The organism is Gordonia sp. CPCC 206044, assembly GCF_048537895.1.
GTDB lineage: Bacteria > Actinomycetota > Actinomycetes > Mycobacteriales > Mycobacteriaceae > Gordonia.
In genome coordinates, this window is sequence record NZ_JBCLVL010000015.1 from 43,683 (window position 1) to 60,996 (window position 17,314).

16 protein-coding genes are annotated in these 17,314 nt (G+C 64.5%); 11 read left to right on the top strand and 5 right to left on the bottom strand.

Annotated features, from left to right (window positions below):
- Window positions 1-51 precede the first annotated feature (51 nt).
- On the bottom strand, window positions 52-909 hold the full coding sequence (locus AAFP35_RS20985; RefSeq protein ID WP_419223589.1) for a mycofactocin-coupled SDR family oxidoreductase: 858 nt from the start codon (window positions 907-909) through the stop codon (window positions 52-54).
- 333 nt (window positions 910-1,242) lie between these two features.
- On the opposite strand from AAFP35_RS20985, the gene AAFP35_RS20990 reads away from it, so the two are divergent.
- From AAFP35_RS20990 to AAFP35_RS21010, 5 genes are all read left to right on the top strand, one after another.
- Window positions 1,243-2,433: an amidohydrolase family protein gene (locus AAFP35_RS20990; RefSeq protein WP_419223590.1), complete on the top strand. Its 1,191-nt coding sequence runs from the start codon at window positions 1,243-1,245 to the stop codon at window positions 2,431-2,433.
- Between the two features lie 23 nt (window positions 2,434-2,456).
- Entirely contained in the window at window positions 2,457-2,702 is a 246-nt protein-coding gene (locus tag AAFP35_RS20995) for a hypothetical protein (RefSeq protein ID WP_419223591.1), read from the top strand.
- Window positions 2,703-2,768: 66 nt separating this feature from the next.
- The gene (locus AAFP35_RS21000) at window positions 2,769-4,049 is read left to right on the top strand and encodes an FAS1-like dehydratase domain-containing protein (protein WP_419223592.1); all 1,281 of its coding nucleotides are present in this window, start codon (window positions 2,769-2,771) and stop codon (window positions 4,047-4,049) included.
- 72 nt (window positions 4,050-4,121) lie between these two features.
- Window positions 4,122-4,889 carry an SDR family oxidoreductase gene (locus AAFP35_RS21005; RefSeq protein WP_419223593.1) on the top strand — a complete coding sequence of 256 codons (768 nt, stop codon included), beginning with the start codon at window positions 4,122-4,124 and terminating at the stop codon, window positions 4,887-4,889.
- On the top strand, window positions 4,886-5,650 hold the full coding sequence (locus AAFP35_RS21010) for a crotonase/enoyl-CoA hydratase family protein (RefSeq protein ID WP_419223594.1): 765 nt from the start codon (window positions 4,886-4,888) through the stop codon (window positions 5,648-5,650). Before AAFP35_RS21005 ends, AAFP35_RS21010 begins: the two co-directional genes overlap by 4 nt.
- A 263-nt stretch (window positions 5,651-5,913) precedes the next feature.
- Here the strand turns inward: AAFP35_RS21010 and AAFP35_RS21015 are convergent, their stop codons facing one another.
- The 3 genes from AAFP35_RS21015 to AAFP35_RS21025 all read right to left on the bottom strand — a co-directional run bounded on the left by AAFP35_RS21015 (window position 5,914) and on the right by AAFP35_RS21025 (window position 8,653).
- Window positions 5,914-6,450: a flavin reductase family protein gene (locus AAFP35_RS21015; protein WP_419223595.1), complete on the bottom strand. Its 537-nt coding sequence runs from the start codon at window positions 6,448-6,450 to the stop codon at window positions 5,914-5,916.
- A 29-nt stretch (window positions 6,451-6,479) separates the two neighbouring features.
- On the bottom strand, window positions 6,480-7,664 hold the full coding sequence (locus AAFP35_RS21020; RefSeq protein ID WP_419223596.1) for a hydroxylase: 1,185 nt from the start codon (window positions 7,662-7,664) through the stop codon (window positions 6,480-6,482).
- Window positions 7,665-7,789: 125 nt separating this feature from the next.
- The gene (locus AAFP35_RS21025; RefSeq protein ID WP_419223597.1) at window positions 7,790-8,653 is read right to left on the bottom strand and encodes an alpha/beta fold hydrolase; all 864 of its coding nucleotides are present in this window, start codon (window positions 8,651-8,653) and stop codon (window positions 7,790-7,792) included.
- A 277-nt stretch (window positions 8,654-8,930) separates the two neighbouring features.
- Between AAFP35_RS21025 and AAFP35_RS21030 the strand changes: the two genes are divergently transcribed.
- The 3 genes from AAFP35_RS21030 (at window position 8,931) to AAFP35_RS21040 (ending at window position 11,521) form a co-directional block, all read left to right on the top strand.
- Complete coding sequence (locus tag AAFP35_RS21030) at window positions 8,931-9,569, top strand: cytochrome c oxidase subunit 3 (RefSeq protein ID WP_419223598.1); 639 nt, start codon at window positions 8,931-8,933, stop codon at window positions 9,567-9,569.
- Window positions 9,570-9,573: 4 nt separating this feature from the next.
- A complete protein-coding gene (locus AAFP35_RS21035) occupies window positions 9,574-9,843 on the top strand; it encodes a cytochrome C oxidase subunit IV family protein (protein ID WP_419223599.1) in 270 nt (89 codons plus the stop codon).
- Window positions 9,844-9,916: 73 nt separating this feature from the next.
- A complete protein-coding gene (locus tag AAFP35_RS21040; protein WP_419223600.1) occupies window positions 9,917-11,521 on the top strand; it encodes an FAD-dependent oxidoreductase in 1,605 nt (534 codons plus the stop codon).
- A 232-nt stretch (window positions 11,522-11,753) separates the two neighbouring features.
- On the opposite strand, the gene AAFP35_RS21045 is transcribed toward AAFP35_RS21040, so the two are convergent.
- Complete coding sequence (locus tag AAFP35_RS21045) at window positions 11,754-12,428, bottom strand: hypothetical protein (RefSeq protein WP_419223601.1); 675 nt, start codon at window positions 12,426-12,428, stop codon at window positions 11,754-11,756.
- Between the two features lie 292 nt (window positions 12,429-12,720).
- On the opposite strand from AAFP35_RS21045, the gene AAFP35_RS21050 reads away from it, so the two are divergent.
- From AAFP35_RS21050 to AAFP35_RS21060, 3 genes are all read left to right on the top strand, one after another.
- The gene (locus tag AAFP35_RS21050; RefSeq protein ID WP_419223602.1) at window positions 12,721-13,749 is read left to right on the top strand and encodes a VOC family protein; all 1,029 of its coding nucleotides are present in this window, start codon (window positions 12,721-12,723) and stop codon (window positions 13,747-13,749) included.
- 257 nt (window positions 13,750-14,006) lie between these two features.
- Complete coding sequence (locus tag AAFP35_RS21055; protein ID WP_419223603.1) at window positions 14,007-15,320, top strand: NtaA/DmoA family FMN-dependent monooxygenase; 1,314 nt, start codon at window positions 14,007-14,009, stop codon at window positions 15,318-15,320.
- Between the two features lie 118 nt (window positions 15,321-15,438).
- Window positions 15,439-17,265, top strand: a complete 1,827-nt coding sequence (locus tag AAFP35_RS21060; protein WP_419223604.1) for a flavin-containing monooxygenase — start codon at window positions 15,439-15,441, stop codon at window positions 17,263-17,265.
- The last annotated feature ends 49 nt before the right edge of the window (window positions 17,266-17,314 follow it).

The window sequence follows — 17,314 nt, forward strand, 5'->3', positions numbered from 1 at the left end:
CACAAAGGTGGAGGGTGATCGATCTGTCTGATGGCAACGACGCGAGCCCGATCACTTCAGCGAGAGTGCGTTGGTGTGCGGCAGTGCTCCGCCCGCGTCCACCTTCAGCTGTTGTCCGGTCACGAACTGTGCGTCGTCGGAGGCGAGGAACAAGACGGCGCTGCTGATCTGTTCGGGTTCGACCCACGGCACGCCCATCGGCTGCCCGGTCTTGAACGCATCGATGGTGTCTTCGCGGCCCGGTGACTCGAGATCCGGTCGGAAGACCTTGTACATCTCCTCGCTGTGCAGCATCGCGGTGTTGCAGTTCGTGGGATGCACACAGTTGACCCGGATCGACTCGGGAGCCAACGCCAGCGCGCAGTCGTGCACGAACTCGGCCACCGCGCGTTTGGAGTGACTGTATCCGAATCCACCGGGACCCAACACGTCTGTGCCGCTTCCCTTCATCAAGGCGGCCACCGAACCGGTGGCGATGACGGACGCGCCTGCCGACAGATGCGGATACGCGGCGCTCACGGTGTTGAGCACACCGACCAGGTCGACGTCGACGGCATCGAGGAAGGACTTGCGCGGCACGTCACCCAGCGGACAGATGCCCGCGTTCGCGACCACGATGTGCAGGCCGCCGAGTTCGGCGACGCCGGCATCGATCGCAGCCCGTAGCCGGTTGGGATCACGAACGTCGGCGATCGCGGCCACGCAACGTCGGTCCTCCTTCTCGACCAGGCGACGGGTCTCCTCGAGGTCCTCCTGCGAGGCGAGGGCATAGCCGTTGGTGTCGATGTCGGCACAGATGTCGAGAGCGATGATGTCGGCGCCCGCGGCAGCGAGCGTGATCGCATGGCTACGTCCCTGGCCGCGTGCTGCACCGGTGATCACGGCCACTCTGCCGTCGAGTTTTCCCATCGCCTGACTCCCGTCTCGTGGATTGGTGTGTTGCTCGGTCGATTCGCCGCCGGTCGCGAGCCGGGGTCGAGTCGTGTCGCCCGAGGAACGCTCGCGATTCAATTGAATAACTAGGTATACCTTGTGCGGCCTGCTCTGCCAACGGGCGATATGGGCAGTTTCCCGGTCGCCTCGATGTGGTGGGGTTGGTGTCCCGGCCATCGGGATGGCTGGTGCGCATCTCGGGATGGGCGGGCATGTTCTCTCGGGGCGGCGAGTGCGTTACGGTGGAATCACCGCCCACAAAGTTAGACTAGTTATCTGGTTAGCCGGTCTCGACGCTCAGGAGGGCCCATGCCGCTGCAGGGACACATGCAACTGATCTCGACGGACGATCATCTGATCGAGCACCCGCGTCTGTGGCAGGACCGACTGCCGAAGCGGTTTCTCGAGAGCGGGCCGAAGATCATCGAGAAGGAGATGCCGAAGGCGATCCACTCCGGTGACGGTGGGCGCGGCGATGGAGGGACCAAGATCGCCGAGGTCTGGGAGTACGAGGGGAGGATCTATCCCTACATCGGACTCAACGCCGTCGCAGGCAAGAAGCCGGAGGAGTACGGCGCCGAACCCACCCGCTACGAGGACATGATCCCCGGCTGCTACGAACCCAAGGCCCGGCTGCGGGACATGGACATCGACGGTGTGCACGCCACCCTGTCGTTCCCGTCCTTCCCACGGTTCGCCGGCACCGTCTTCCTCGAGAGCGAGGACAAGGAACTCGCCCTGCTGTCGGTCCAGGCGTGGAACGACTATGTGCTCGACGAGTGGTGCCCGACCGATCCCGAACGCTTGATCCCGCTGGTGATCCTGCCGCTGTGGTCCATCGAGGAGTCGGTACGCGAGATCTACCGGACCGCTGCGAAGGGTGCGCGCACGATCTCCTTCCCGGAGAACCCGCATCCGTTGGGACTGCCGTCCTTTCACACCGACCACTGGGACCCGGTGTACCGGGCGGCGGTCGAGACCGGTCAGCCCTTGTGCGTGCACTTCGGCACTTCGGGCAAGCCGCCGATCACCGCGCCGGAGGCGCCGATGGCCGTGATGACGGCACTGTTCGGCTGCAATTCGATGTACGCGACCGTGGACCTGTTGTTCTCGCCGACGTTCCACAAACATCCGGAGTTGAAGTTCATGCTCTCCGAGGGCGGTATCGGCTGGGTCCCCTACATGCTCGAACGCATGGACGGGGTGTGGGAGAAGCATCGCTTCTACCAGAACATCAATCAGTCGGTTCGGCCTTCGGAACTGTTCGCCCAGCACATCTTCGGATGCTTCATCGACGACGAGTTCGGGGTGGCCAACCGCCACCTGGTGGGTATCGACAACATCACCTGGGAGGGCGACTACCCCCACTCGGATTCGAACTGGCCCAACAGTCGCAAGATCGTCCACGACACCATGCGCGACGTCCCCGACGACGACGTGCACAAGATCGTGGAACTGAACGCTCGTCGGCTGCTCAACTTCCCGCGCTCGGGCAAATGATCGCCACGGCGGAAGGACTGAGCATGGCGCAGGACCGAATCGACCAGATACCGCAGGACGACTGGGTGGACCAGGATCTGCTCACCCGGGAGCTCGCTGGGTCGCTTCTCGACCAGGAGATCGCGGCCGAGCGCGATCGTATCGAGCGGATGGACAACGGCATCGGTGGTGATGACATCGTGATGAGCCGAGGCGACATGGAGCGTCGGCTCGCCGCGATGGAGGAGATCCGTGCAGGCGTCCACGACCAGGTGACCATCGAATTCTGAAGGGGCGATGCGACGTCGCCGCGGCGGCGTGCATCCGGCCCTCCCGCACGGCGAAAGTGAGAACCCATGAGTACCGAGACCACCGCTGAGCGGGAAGTCGAGGACGTCTACACCTTCAAAGACGAAGACATCGCCCGCGCGCGCGACATCGTCGGCGTCTATCACGCGGTCCGTAAGCGGGAGCAGTTCTCGCGTGCCAGCCCGGACATCATGCGTGCCTTTGCCCGCAGCTATGGCGACGATAACCCGCTGTTCGTGGACGAGGACTACGGACTCGACACCCGGTGGGGTGGCCAGATCGCACCACCGATGATCAACATAGCGGTCACCAAGGATCTGCTCGCCGACCCGATTCCGAAAGAGCAGCGGCGTCCGCCCTTCCGTGGCATACACGTCTTCGTCTCCGGGAGCACCACCGAGTGGTACCGCCCCGTCTACGACGGCGACACCATCTACTCCTACGAGGGATTCGACAACGTCGAACTCAAGGACTCTGAGTTCGCCGGTCGGTCCCTGCTCGTCACCCGAATCCATGTGCAGTTCAACCAGCGCGCCGAAATCGTCCAGATCCAGCGGGTGCTCACCATCCACACCGAGCGCCATGAGTCGAAGAAGCGAAAGAAGTACGACACCATCGAGCGTGCGTCGTACACGGCCGACGAGATCGCCGCCATCGACGAGATCTACGCGGCCGAACAGCGCCGCGGCGCCGAGACGCGGTACTGGGAGGACGTCGAGGTCGGCGAAGCCCTGCCCACCATGGCCAAGGGGCCGTTGACGGTCACCGACATGGTGGTCTTCCATTCCGGTGGTTACGGTTTCGCTCCCTATACGCCGTGCACCGGGCGTCTCTGGCACCAGAACCGGCAACGTATCGGCGCATTTTACATCCCGAATGAGCAAGGGATACCCGATGTGGCACAACGTATTCACTGGGATGCGGAGTATGCGCGATCCATCGGTGTCCCGGCATCCTACGACTACGGGATGATGCGTGATTGCTGGCTGACCCATTTCCTGACCGACTGGATCGGCGATGACGGTTGGATCGAGTCGATGTCGAGCCAGATGCGCCGCTTCAACTACCTCGGGGACACGCACACGTTCACCGGCGCGGTCGTCGGAAAACGAGTGGAGGGCACCCGTCACCTGGTGGACATCGAATTCCGGGGAACCAGTCAACGTGGCGAGATCACGTGCCCGGCGACGGCCACGGTGTCGTTGCCGAGCCGGGAGACGGGGCTCGCCGGGCTGCGCGTGCCACCGCCGGAACTCGAGGCCATCGCCGCACGTATGCTCAAGCGCCACGGCGAGTTGCGTGCCGCGAAACGCCGCGGCGGCGACTGATCGACACCGTGGGATCACGCCGCGGCCGAGAACACGGTCGTGGCTCGGGGACGACGAAGGGGACAGAGTCGGATGCGATTGACCGACAACACATTTCTGGTGACCGGCGGGGCATCCGGCCTCGGTGAGGCCACCGCGACCGCGATCGTGGACGCGGGCGGGCGCGTGATCATCGCCGACCTGCCGACGTCGAAGGGCCACGAGACCGCGGAGAGGCTGGGATCGGCAGCGGTGTTCGCGCCTGTGGATGTCAGTGATGAGCAGAGCCTGATCGACGCACTCGACGAGACGGAATCTCATGGTCCACTGCGGGGTGCGGTGCACTGCGCGGGTCGAGGTGGTGACCGGCTGCGGATTCTCGACAAGGCGGGTGAGCCCGCGCCGCTCCAGAGCTTTCGCGACGTTCTCGAGGTGAACCTGATCGGCACATACAACGTGCTGCGGCTGGCCGCTGCCCGAATCGCGCGCAACGAGCCGGTCGACAGTGAGCGGGGCGCCATCGTCCTGACCGCATCGGTGGCGGCTTTCGACGGGCAGATCGGGCAGACCTCCTACACCGCGTCGAAAGCTGCAGTGCACGGGATCACCCTGGTGGCCGCGAGAGATCTGGCGAGCGTCGGCATCCGCGTGAACACGATCGCACCCGGCACGTTCGACACCCCGATGCTGGCCCGACTGCGCGACGACATCCGCGAGGGCCTGGCGGCATCGGTCCCGTTCCCGAAAAGGCTCGGGCTGCCTGACGATTACGCGGGGATGGCACTCACCCTGCTGCGGAACGCGTACGTCAACGGCGAGACGGTCCGGCTCGACGGTTCCATCCGGATGGCACCGCGATGACCGGCGAGGTGCTCACCGAGGTGACCGGCGGTGTGCTGGTGATGTCGATCAATCGACCCGATCAGCGCAATGCGATGACCAAGAGCGCGGCCGCCGAACTCGCGGCCGCGCTCGACCGGCTCGATGGCGACCCGGACCTGGCCGTGGGGGTCCTGACCGGTGTCGGTGGGACATTCTGTGCCGGAATGGATCTCAAGCGATTCCAGCAGGGTGAACGTCCGGTCGTCGACGGACGGGGCTTCGGCGGGCTGGTCCAGGCACCGCCCGCCAAGCCTCTGGTCGCCGCGGTCGAGGGATGGGCGCTCGGTGGTGGCTTCGAGATGGTGCTCGCCGCCGACGTCGTGGTGGCCGGGGAGAGTGCCAAGTTCGGTCTACCAGAGGTGAAACGGGGACTCATCGCGCGAGCAGGCGGGGTGTTCCGCACGCCGCAGGTCCTCCCGCGAGCGATCGCACTCGAGCTGTTGCTGACCGGGGAGCCGATGACGTCGTCGCGAGCAGAGCGTCACGGGCTGGTCAATCGGGTCGTTCCCGATGGCCGGGCACTGGCGGTGGCAACGGAACTGGCAACCACCATCGCGCAGAACGCGCCGTTGGCGGTTCGCGCGAGCAAGGCGATGGTGTATGAATCGCGGACCTGGTCCGACGAGGAGGCATTCACGAGGCAGGTGGCATTCACCGATCCGGTGTTCGCTTCGCAGGATGCCAAAGAGGGGCCGGCCGCGTTCGCCGAACGACGTGCTCCCCGGTGGACGGGGCGCTGAGAGTCTCGATGTGTGCGGTGGCCGGTGGATCTCGATACGGCGCCTCGGCTTTGCGCCTCGGAGCCTACTCGATCGGCAGTACGCGTGTGCTTGGTCGTGCGCGGGTTTCGATCGGCGGGATGCGCGAGCTTGGCTGCGGGCAGGCGTCGATGGGAGCCTCTTCGATCGGCGGGACGCGCGTGCTTGGCCGCGGGCGGGGGGCCGCACACCGCTGGTCGAGTAGCCGCGAGCTTGCGAGTGGCGTATCGAGACCCGAAGGGAACTCAGCGCCCCAGGTGGCTGTCGAGCAGTAGCTGTGCGGTGGAGGTGTAGTCGCCGTAACCGCCGCGGAAGAAGAGGAGCGGACGCTTCACCGACGCCACGGTCAGGTCGCCGATGGCCCCGACGACCAGGAAATGATCACCGAGTTCCACCGTCTTGTCGATGGTGCAATCGACCCAGGCGACGACCCCGTCGAGGATCGGATTGTGCTGGGAGGACTGTTGCCACGCGACACCGGAGAACCGGTCGGTGCCGCGCTTGGACATCTGTCGGCACAGCCATTCTTGGTCTGAGGCAAGGGCATTCGCGCAGAAACGGCCGGCTTCGAGGATCTTGGGCAGTGTCGACGACGATCGGTCCACCAGGAACGAGACGAGCGGTGGGTCGAGCGAGACCGAGGTGAACGACCCCACGACCATCCCCACCGGCACCTCGTCGGCGGTCGTGGTGGTCACCGCGACGACGCTGGTGGGAAAGTTGCCCAAGACATCTCGCAGGTAGCGGGCGTCGAAAGCCTGGACGTCCGTGGGGTCGTTCATTCTCGATCCTGTTCTGCCGCAGTGATGGTTCAGATGGTGACGAGCATGCCCGGAGGCGTTTCCAAGCCCATGTTGTGCAGCGAGTTGGAGTGATAGGCGACGCCGTCGACGTGGATCATGTGCTGGAGACCGACGTGGGCGTCGCGCCAGTAGCGCTGCATCGGACTGCTCTTGCGGATCGCGACCCCGCCGGACCGCGCGAAGATCTCGTCGAGGGCCGACACTGCGCGCCAGGCACAGCGCACCTGGTCGCGACGCTGGTTCGATCGCTCCTCGGTGGTGGGGACACCACCGTTCTCGATGATGTCGTGCAGTCGACTGATGCCCTCGATGAGCTGTACCCGAGACGCAGCGATCTCTGATGCTGCCTCGCCGGCGGCCCGCAAGATGTACGGATCGTCACGTACCTGGACTCCCGTCACTGCGACACGATCCTTCTGGATCGCCATGTGTGCGGCCAGTGCTCCCTCACAGATGCCGATGGTGGCGGCGGTGATCCCGAGTGGGAACATCACCCCGAACGAGAGCTTGTACAGCGCTTCGGGCCGGCCGGAACGTTCCGATGCGGTGCCGTCGGAGATGTCGTTCTGGGTCACGGTGCGGTACGACGGGATGACCGCCTTGTCCACCACGACGTCTTTGCTGCCGGTGCCGCAGAGTCCCACGACATCCCATGAGTCGTCGATGAGTTGGTAGTCAGAGCGCGGCAGGACGACGTGCATCACCTCCGGCGGCATCAGCGGCTGACCCGACCCGTTGCCTTTCATGGCGCCGAGGAAGTCCCACTGACAATGGTCGGAGCCCGACGAGAACGGCCAGCGGCCGCTGAGGACGAAGGAATCGTCCTCGACCGGGTCGGCGATCCCATTGGGCATGTACGGCGATGCGACCCAGGTGTCCGGGTCGTAGCCCCAGATCTCCTGCTGGAGGCGCCGGTCCATCTGTGCCAGCTCCCAGGGATGGACACCGACGACCCCGGCCACCCAGCCGGCCGCGGGATCGTTGGCGGCGATCGCCATGACGGCTTCGGCGAAGTCGCGGGGATGCGCTGCGTAGCCTCCGAAGTCGGTGGGCTGCAGCAGACGGATGACGCCGGACTGACGCATCAGGTCGGCAGTCTTGTCGCTCAGCTTGCCGAGCTTCTCGTTCTCCTCGGCGAGGGCCGCCAGTTCCGGACCCAACTCCTCGACGCGTTTGACTACTTCGTGTGCCATGCCGTCATACCTCCGACTTTCGTTGTTGGCGTTGTCCCGCCGTCGGCAGGATGCTCCGATTCTCTGTACTTCCCCGACCCGGCGCCCCGACTCTTCCGCTCAGTGGGAGTGCCGGGCGGGTGGCGTCAATCGCTGTCGCGGGTGAGGAATTCGAGGACGACGCGCTCGAAATCCCGTTTCCGCTCGACCTGAATCCAGTGGCCGCAGTTGGCGAAGGTGTGCAGCTCGACGTCCGGCATCCATCGGTTGGCCAGGTGAGCCTGGTCGTAGGGGAGCATGCGATCCTCTCGCCCCCAGAGCATCAGGGTCGGGGTGGTGATGGTCTCCAGATGCGTCCACAGCGGTGTATAGGTCTCGCGCAGTGTCGGATTGAACATCGCACCGAACACGGCGCGGGTCCGGTCGAGGACTCCATCGGCGGTGGCGTTGGCCATGCGTTCATCGACGAGCTCGTCGGTGACGAGCGACTTGTCGTGGACCATGGTGTTGATCCACTCGATCATGCGTGCACGTGTCGGATCCTGGAGGAATGCGAACAGACGTTGGAAGCCCTCGCTCGGTTCGGTCTGGAAGAGGCTGCGTGACAACCCACCCGAGCCCATGATCGCGATCCGCTCGACACGCTCGGGAAAGTGTGCGGCCATCTCGGCGGCGACCGCGCCGCCCATCGAATTGCCCACGAGGACGGCCGATTCGATGTCGAGTCGGTCCATCAACCGAGTGATCCACCGAGCACCGGCGAGTGTGTAGACCTCCTTGAGTTCGGGCAGCTCGGTCGCACCGAATCCGGGGAGGTCGGGCATCACGACCCTGAAATGCTGCGCAAAGAACTCGAGGTTGTGCTGAAAGTTCGACCACGCCGTCACTCCGGGGCCGGAGCCGTGCAGCATGATGAGCGGTCGCCCGGATCCGGCCTCGTGGTAGTGGAACTCGACGCCGTCGATCGAGACGGTGGCTGACGTCGAATCATGGGTGAGTTCGGTCGGCATGATGGTCGGTGACCTTTCGTCGTCAGTGGTGATCGCCGCGTGGCGAGCACAGGAAGCCGTTGTCGCGCAGGCCTCCGAGGGGGCCAAGGGCCGTCCAACCATCGCAGAGCGTTCGGTGCAGCCGCAGGTGGAGGTCTCGCTGAGTGGAAAGCAGATGGGGTGCGTCGCTCCGCGCGATCACACTTGGGTTCGCTCCCGATGTTCGGGTCAGCAGGCGGACCGAATCCGACCCGGCGGGGCTCACCGTGTGCTGCGACGACGAAGGGACCTGTGTGGCGTGACCGGGTCGACGAGTGGCGCGAAGTCCGACCGCGTGGCGACAGACGATGTCCATGCGGGCAGATCCGTCGTCGGGCCCGACCAACGTGTCCCCGGTGAGCCCGGCCTCTGGGTTTTCCTGCTCGGCGACATGGCGATCTTCGCGATCATGTTCGTCGCGTTCATGGTCGACCGTGCCAAAGATCCGGATCTGTTCCGGGACTCGCGCGAATCGGTCGGGCTCGCCATCGCGTTGACGAACACGATGGTGCTGCTGATCAGCTCGTTGCTCGTCGTCATCGCACTGAACAATGTCCGGACCGCGGACTTCCGTCGGGCACACCTGCTGTTCTCCGGGGCGGTGGTGTGCGCGGGGACCTTTGTGGTGGGCAAGGTGATCGAGTACATCCACCTCGTGAACACCGGCCACGGCCCGGACGAGAATCCGTATTTCATGTGGCTGTTCATCCTGACCGGCGTGCATCTGTCACACGTCGTGATCGGGATCGTCGTGCTCGGCGTCCTCGTCGGCCGGGCTCGCCGCGCAATCGCGGCCGACGGCGCCGGACGAGTGGTCTACGAAGGAGGCGCATGCTACTGGCACATGGTGGATCTGTTGTGGATGATGTTGTTCCCGGTGGTCTACCTCGTGGCGTGATCGGATGACTCTCAACGGGATTCTCGGACCACGGTACGTGCGGACCTGGCTGCTGCTGGTCCTGCTGGCCGTGGTGACACCGATCATCAGCAGACAACTGCACGCCGAGACACCTGCCGTGGTGATCGTTCTCGCGCTCGCGGCCTACAAGGTGCGTCTGGTGGGCCTGGACTTCATGGAGATCCGGCAGGCGCCCCGGTCACTGCGATGGGCTTTCGAGGCCTATTGCATCGCGTTGTTCGTCGTGGTGACGGGTGCCTACCTGGTGCTCTGAATCGACGACCGCATCGGAGAACGGTCGTGCCCGTCGGGGCCCGGCGAAAACGGAAGGAACACAGGAGGAAACAATGTCCGACAATGACGAGAGCTACGACATCATCATCGTGGGATCGGGTGGCGGTGGGCTGGTCGGCGGGTACGTCGCCGCATCCCGAGGCCTTCGGACCCTGATCATCGAGAAGACCGACAAGGTCGGCGGCACCACGTCGTATTCCGGTGGCGGAACGTGGTATCCGGGCAGTGCACCGATTGCCCGAGCGGGCATCGACGATTCGGTGGACGCGGGACGCGAGTACTTGCGGGCCGCGGTGAACGACCCCTCGCGCACCGCACTGCAGGACGCCTACATCTCTGCCGGCATCGACCTGATCGACGAGCTCGAGAAGAGTTCATGGTTCCCGCCTTTCGAGCACCTGCCGGTCCCGGACTACTTCGCTGACCTCCCCGGCGCAACCCCACACGGGCGCACCGTTTTCCCGCAGCCGATCCCGGTGGCCGAACTCGGCGACAAGGCGGATCTCGTCCGCCGGTCGATCTACACCGAACGCTATGGCCATACGGAGGACGAGACACTGCTCGGTGGCCGCGCGCTGATCGGACGTGCCCTCGCGGCATTCCTCGACACGGGAAACGGTGTCCTCGAGCTGAATACGGCCCTGAGCGACCTGATCGTGGAGAACGACCGGATCGTCGGCGTCGAGGCGGTGGGCAGCGACGGTCCGGTGCGCTACACGGCGACCAAGGGCGTGCTGTTGGCGACCGGCGGATTCGAGCACAACACCGAACTGCGCGAGAAGTACCAGAACCTCCCGTTGAAGGGTGAGTGGTCCGACGGTGTCGACTCGAACACCGGTGACGGACTGATGGCGGGGATCGCGGTCGGTGGCGACACCGATCTGCTCGATGAGGCCTGGTATGTGCCGGGAACCCTGTACCCGGACGGAAAGCCGATCTTCCAGAGCGGTATCCGAAGTGGAATCTGGGTGAACGCCGCCGGTAAACGCTTCGTCAACGAGAGCCGGCCCTACGATCAGGCCGGACACGTGATCCGCGATGCCGAGCGTGCCGCAGGCGCGGGTACACATGCGCCTGCGTACTGGATCCTCGACCACAAGGCTCTCTCGCGGGACGGGTTCGGCGGCAAGAGTCCGGAAACACCGATTTCCGACGAATGGTTCGCCTCGGGCTCGCTGCAGAGGGCGGACACTCTCGAGGAACTGGCCGAATTGATCGGCGTGCCCGCCGACGCCCTGACGGCGTCGGTGGAGACCTTCAACGGCTTCGTGCCCGGAGGCGTCGACGGCGAGTTCCATCGTGGCGAGACACCGTGGGATCAGATGGTCGGCTACATCGTCGGCTATGCGGCTCTGCCGGAGCAGAACTTCCTCGTCCAGGTGGAGCCGGAGGGACCCAATCACCTGCTGACCGCTGTCGACACCCCGCCCTACTATGCGGCGACCATCGTGCTCTCCGACATCGGCACCAAGGGTGGGCTCAAGACCGATGTCGATGCACGGGTGCTGCGCCCGGACGGTCGACCGATCGAGGGACTGTACGCGACGGGCAACACGATGGCGGCGATGTCCGGCACCGTCTACCCGGGGGCAGGGACGCCCATCGGATCGACATTGGCGTTCGCGTACCGAGCGGTGCGCCACATCGCAGGCGACTGACCCGTCGTCGACAGGCCACCGGGGCCGCGATCTCTCCAGTGAGATCGCGGCCCCGCTTGTCGAGGGTGCTGGTCCACACGCATCGCCATCGGGCTCGGTGAAGCCTCGACGCCCGTGAGCCAGACGCGACCGAGCGCCACGAAGGGCCCGTGTGTCAACGGGCCCTTCGTGACGCTGGAGTCATCACCAGTCGGGGTTGAGCGGCGCCCGCTCCCCGTGGGTGACCGGCCGGTCAGACCATCACGGGGACGGCCTCCTCCGAGGATTCTGCCTCCTCGGAGTCGACGGCCTTCAACAGCAGGATCGGTGTTGCGACCTTCCACACGAGGTACGCCAGGCATGGAATCCAGAAGGCGAACAGGCCATTCCACGCCAGCGGCCCGGACATGAAGACGTAGATGAATGCTCCGGGTGCGAGGACAACCGCCATGACGAAGTTGAGGTATCCGAACCAGCGCGGGAAGATCGGCGTCGAACGCTTGTCGATCAGGACCGCGATGCCCAACACCAGGCATTGCAGGCAGAAGATGAAGGCGAAACCCACGTACGCGAAATAGAACAGGTCGGTCATCAGCTGCAGGATCTCGGGCGACCGGTCCTCGGCACGATAGGCGGCCGCCGAGATGATGAACATCGGATAGAAGAAGCCGATCGGTGCCACCACACCGGTGAGGACCTGGGTCATCGTCAATACGCCCCAGCCCCTTTCGATGCGACGCATCTGCCAACTGGTCGTGACGACGAAGAAGTACTCCAACGGGATGATGAACGAGCAGATGACCGTCGTCCACAAGATGCCGGACCGGTTGTCGACCATCCATTCCTTGACCTCATCGCCGGACCACTGGGGATCGATCGGAGGCTGGACCTTCGACAACATGAAGAAACAGACGCCGACGACGGCCATCACGAGAAATCCTGACCAGGCCGAAAGGCGTTGGAATTTATAGAGATACGATTTGTCAAGGTCCACTGCTCGAACTCCTTCTCCGTGATTCATCTTGTGTCGCAGCGCCAATCGGCACAGCACCGATGGATTCCAGATCAGTGTGGTGGCGGCCACAGCCGCCGAGAATGGGCATTCCGGTCACCGGGACGCAGGTGGTTCCGGTGAGCGAGATCGATGGTTATGCCTGGTGACGGGCGACTCTAGGCTCCTCGGCAAGTGTCGTTGTCGAAGTGTGTGAGGAGTACATGTCATGACCGCAGTAGGGCCCGATCGGCCGCGGATAGCGCAGTGCGGGGCGATCGCGTTGGGCACGCCGAAGCTAGAGACCTCGTTGACCTTCTTCCGCGACACGTTGGGCATGGAAGAGGTCGAACGGGTCGGTGACACCGTGTATCTCCGTGGCTACCAGGAGATGAAGCACCACTCGCTGGTGCTGTTCCAGAACGAGACGGCGACCGTCGACTCGTACAGTTTCCGGGTGCAGCGGCCCGAGGATGTCGAGTTGTTCTACGACGAACTGCGCGCCGCCGACGTCGAGGTCGTGGAACTGCCTGCGGGGCATCAGGCCGGTCGTGGCACCGCCATACGATTCCTCGTGCCGCACGCCGGGCATCCGTTCGAACTCTATTACGACATCGACGCGCCGAAGGCCCCCGACGAGATCAGCTCTCGACTGCTGAGCAATTCCTCTCGCCGGCGTGGACTCGGCGTGCGTCGTATCGACCACTACAACATCCAGGCCAATCTGGAGAACGTCGGAAAGGCGGAGGAGTGGCTCCGCGACAACCTCGGATTCAAGCGGCGCGAGTACGTCTACATGCCGGAGGCGGACGACATGCTGATCGCGTCGTGGAACTCGGTCACCTCACAGGTGCACGACCTGGCGATCGCGATGAGTATGAACGGCGAGGACTCCCAGCTCCACCACGTGGCGTTCAACCTCGAGAATCACAGTGATCTTCTCGTCGCGGCCGACACGCTGCGCGACATGGACGTGCACTTCCATTGCGGTCCGGGCAAACACGGGATCGGCCAGGCGATGTATCTCTATCTCGAGGAGCCCGGTTCCGGGCACCGGATCGAGCTGTACTCGGGCAGCTACCACATCTTCGACCCGGATTGGGAAGCGCTCGGCTGGACGCCGACCAACCCGGACGGCATGACGTGGTTCGGGCAGGAACTCGATGTCACCCAGGACGGGAGCATGTCGTCGTCGACGGATTCGGTCTCGTCGGTCAGCTCTCTCATCGGCAAGTCCGCTGCCGTCGGGCAGGCCTGAGCGTCACCACCTCGATCTCTGGACCCCGTCCGCACATTGTCGGCGAGTACACGCCGGCGCTGTGCGGACGGGGTCGTCTGTTTCATAGTCCATGAGAACTGTTGACAAACAGTGTAATTGGTGGATCTCAACCAGCGGGACATCGTCTGACCTGGTGGCTCGACGCTCCTTAACCTAGCCCCAGAGCTACCGGACCGTATTGGTCGAGTATCCGCATCCGGGTCCCGATCGGGACGAATGTCGAAGACGGAGAACAGATGTCACAGCAACGCTACCTTCACCTGAATATCGTCGGCAACGAGATCAACAATCATCAGGGCGCCCTCGCGTTCGAACGGGACCACGGGGGTGGGCCGGATCGCCGCAACGCCTATCTCCCGATCGCCGAGATGGGCAAGCTCGCCGAAGAGGGGCTGTTCACCGCGATGTTCCTCGGCGACATCGCCGGTACCGCCGGGTCGCCCGCGCCGGACGGCGGCCCGCCGGAGCCCATCACCGCATTCGCCGCGCTCGCTCGAGAGACGTCGTATCTGGGACTCATCGCGACCGCATCCTGTTCTTTCTATGATCCGTACAACCTGGCTCGGCTGCTTGCCTCGATCGATCAGATCTCCGACGGCCGAGCGGGTTTCAATGCGGTCACCAGCGTCAGTGACGAGTGGGCGATGAACTACAGCATGGAGGCGCATCTCGATCGAGAGACCCGGTACAAGCGCGCCGACGAGTTCCTCGACGTTCTGACCGCGCTGTGGGAGAAGCGTGAGGTTCGCGACGACGCGGACCGTATCCGACGGTTCTATGCCGAGCAGATCAACCACAAGGGCGAGAACTTCCAGGTTCTCGGGCCGCTGAACGTGGCGCCGAGCCCACAGGGCCGGCCGCTCATCGCGCAGGCCGGTGGGTCGGGACCGGGGATCAAGGTGGCGGCCAAGCATGCGGAGATGGTGTTCACGAACGCGAACACGCGCGGCCAGGCCGCCGAGTACCGGGCGCAACTCGACGCTGCTCTCGCCGAGCGCGGTCGGCCTGCCGGAACCGTTCCGGCCATTCCGGGCTTGGTGCCGTTCCTCGGCCCCAGCCGAGCGGCCGCCGAGGAGAAGCTGCGTCTGCTCGACGAGCATGTGCCCTACGAGCTGTATGCACCGTTCGCGTTGATCCAGTTCGGCCTCGAGTTCAGCTTCGACAGCATCGACGATCCGTTCCCGTTGGATCAGATCCCGAAGCCCGAGGACGTCAAGGACACGATCAAGAGCACGTATGGAAATTACGTCGGCCTCTACACCTGGATCACCGAGAACCCGGGTGTCACCGTCCGAGATGTCACCGCTCAGTCGCTGGCACGTGGTGGCGCGCAACACCGCAAGTTCGTCGGCACCTACGACGAGTTCGTCGACGATCTGGCCGCGTGGCACTCCGACGGAACCGTCGGCGGATTCAACCTGATGTTCCCGACCGGTGTCATCGATCTTCGGGAGTTCGTGGACGAAGTGGTCCCTCGTCTGGTCGACCGCGGGATCTATCGAGGCACCCCGGACACCCGGCCGCTGCGGGAACGCTTCGCGGGGAACTGATGCCGTGCTGCCCGGGAGCTCCGGCGCTCCCGGGCAGTACCCCGTTCGATGGCTGACCCAGTTGAGACTTTCGCTGCACCAATGGATTTCGAGCACCTTCGACAGGAGTGAGTAGCACATGGCACTCGCCACGCAACCGCCCGGACCGCAACCCGAGCGCTATGACCCCGATTGGGTTCGCGCGAAGTACGCATACGAACGCGCCAAGCGCATGCGTATCGACGCCGTCGACCAGTTCGTCGAGGTGACGGCGGAGTTCTCGCACTACGCCGACGATCCGTATACCGAGTTCGTCGAGCGTGCCCCGGTGAACGACGAGGTGCAGGTTCTCGTGGTCGGCGCCGGACTGGGCAGCCTGCTCGCGGCGGTGCGGCTGCGTGAGGCCGGTTTCGACGACCTCCGGATCGTGGACAAGGCAGGCGACGTCGGCGGCACCTGGTACTGGAACCGATATCCAGGCGCCCAGTGCGACATCGAGTCCTACATCTACATGCCGCTCCTGGAGGAACTGGGATACGTTCCCGAGCGCAAGTACGCGTACGGCCCCGAGATCCGCAAGCACTGTATGGCGATCGCGGAACGCTATGAGCTTTACCGCAATTCGCTGCTACAGACCACCGTCACGGCGATGGAGTGGGACGAAGGCACCCGGAAGTGGACGGTGAGCACCGACCGGGGGGACACGATCAGCGCATCGATCGTGCTGGTCTCGCCCGGGCCGCTGAGCCGTCCGAAGCTGCCGGGAATCCCGGGGATCAACGAGTTCGAAGGACACACGTTCCACACGAGTCGATGGGATTACGGCTACACCGGTGGCGACGAGACCGGCGACCTGACGGGGTTGCACGACAAGCGAGTCGGCATCGTCGGGACCGGCGCGACCGCGCTGCAGTGTGTTCCGCATCTCGGAGAGGGGGCCGGGCGGCTTTTCGTTTTCCAGCGCACCCCGGCCGCGGTCGACGTTCGCGGTGACCGGCTGACGGACCCGGAATGGGCCGCGGGCCTGCAGCCCGGGTGGCAGCGAGAGCGGATGGAGAACTTCACCCAGAACACCGCGGGCATGGGCGCCGAGAACGACCTCGTCGACGACGGTTGGACGAAGGTGTCGTTGGAGCTGACGGCGCCGGCGGTCATGAAGGAGATGGAGCGCCGCGGCGGTGAGATGTCGATGGAGGACATCGATGAGTTCCTCTTCGAGCAGGATTACCGCTCGATGGAATCGGTCCGTGATCGGATCGCGTCGATCGTCGAGGATCCGGCGACGGCCGAAGCGCTCAAACCCTGGTACAAGCGGTTGTGTAAGCGGCTCAGCTTCCACGATCGGTATCTGCAGACCTTCAACCGTGACAACGTGGAGTTGGTCGACACCGACGGCCGCGGGATCGATCGCCTGACCCGCGACGGGGTGGTGGTCGGCGAGACCGAATACAAGGTCGACGCACTGGTTTTCGCCACCGGGTTCGAGGTCGGTACGAGCTACACCCGCAGGTCCGGATTCGACATCGTCGGGCGTGGCGGTGTGCGGTTGTCGGACAAATGGGCGAAGGGACCGCGCACACTGCACGGCCTGCAGACCCACGACTTCCCCAACTGCTTCTTCCTCGGGTACACACAGACCGGCATCGCCCACAACTACGTCCACACCGCCGAGGAGCGGGCGAGACATGTGGCCTACATCCTCGGCGAATGGTCACAGCGGGGCGGCTCGCTGGTCGAGGCCGAGCAGGACGCCGAAGATGCCTGGGTGCAGACCATGCAGGAGAGCACCGAGATGGGCAAGCAGTTCTTCGTCGACTGCACGCCGAGCTACCTCGACTCCGAAGGAGACACCAACAATCCGGACAGTCTGCTCTCCGCGGGCTACGGGGGCGGGCCGCTGGCGTTCTTCGAGATCCTGGAGAAGTGGCGTGCCACCGGAACTCTGGACGGCGTGACGATTATCTGATCGCCGACAGACCCCGCGTCCGAGTGGGGCGCGGTTCGAATCGACGTCT

Bases quoted from the DNA above. Each gene is read 5' to 3' on its own strand.
- AAFP35_RS20985 (WP_419223589.1), bottom strand. From the start codon at position 909: ATGGGAAAACTCGACGGCAGAGTGGCCGTGATCACCGGTGCAGCACGC.
- AAFP35_RS20990 (WP_419223590.1), top strand. From the start codon at position 1,243: ATGCCGCTGCAGGGACACATGCAACTGATCTCGACGGACGATCATCTG.
- AAFP35_RS20995 (WP_419223591.1), top strand. From the start codon at position 2,457: ATGGCGCAGGACCGAATCGACCAGATACCGCAGGACGACTGGGTGGAC.
- AAFP35_RS21000 (WP_419223592.1), top strand. From the start codon at position 2,769: ATGAGTACCGAGACCACCGCTGAGCGGGAAGTCGAGGACGTCTACACC.
- AAFP35_RS21005 (WP_419223593.1), top strand. From the start codon at position 4,122: ATGCGATTGACCGACAACACATTTCTGGTGACCGGCGGGGCATCCGGC.
- AAFP35_RS21010 (WP_419223594.1), top strand. From the start codon at position 4,886: ATGACCGGCGAGGTGCTCACCGAGGTGACCGGCGGTGTGCTGGTGATG.
- AAFP35_RS21015 (WP_419223595.1), bottom strand. From the start codon at position 6,450: ATGAACGACCCCACGGACGTCCAGGCTTTCGACGCCCGCTACCTGCGA.
- AAFP35_RS21020 (WP_419223596.1), bottom strand. From the start codon at position 7,664: ATGGCACACGAAGTAGTCAAACGCGTCGAGGAGTTGGGTCCGGAACTG.
- AAFP35_RS21025 (WP_419223597.1), bottom strand. From the start codon at position 8,653: ATGCCGACCGAACTCACCCATGATTCGACGTCAGCCACCGTCTCGATC.
- AAFP35_RS21035 (WP_419223599.1), top strand. From the start codon at position 9,574: ATGACTCTCAACGGGATTCTCGGACCACGGTACGTGCGGACCTGGCTG.
- AAFP35_RS21040 (WP_419223600.1), top strand. From the start codon at position 9,917: ATGTCCGACAATGACGAGAGCTACGACATCATCATCGTGGGATCGGGT.
- AAFP35_RS21045 (WP_419223601.1), bottom strand. From the start codon at position 12,428: ATGGCCGTCGTCGGCGTCTGTTTCTTCATGTTGTCGAAGGTCCAGCCT.
- AAFP35_RS21050 (WP_419223602.1), top strand. From the start codon at position 12,721: ATGACCGCAGTAGGGCCCGATCGGCCGCGGATAGCGCAGTGCGGGGCG.
- AAFP35_RS21055 (WP_419223603.1), top strand. From the start codon at position 14,007: ATGTCACAGCAACGCTACCTTCACCTGAATATCGTCGGCAACGAGATC.
- AAFP35_RS21060 (WP_419223604.1), top strand. From the start codon at position 15,439: ATGGCACTCGCCACGCAACCGCCCGGACCGCAACCCGAGCGCTATGAC.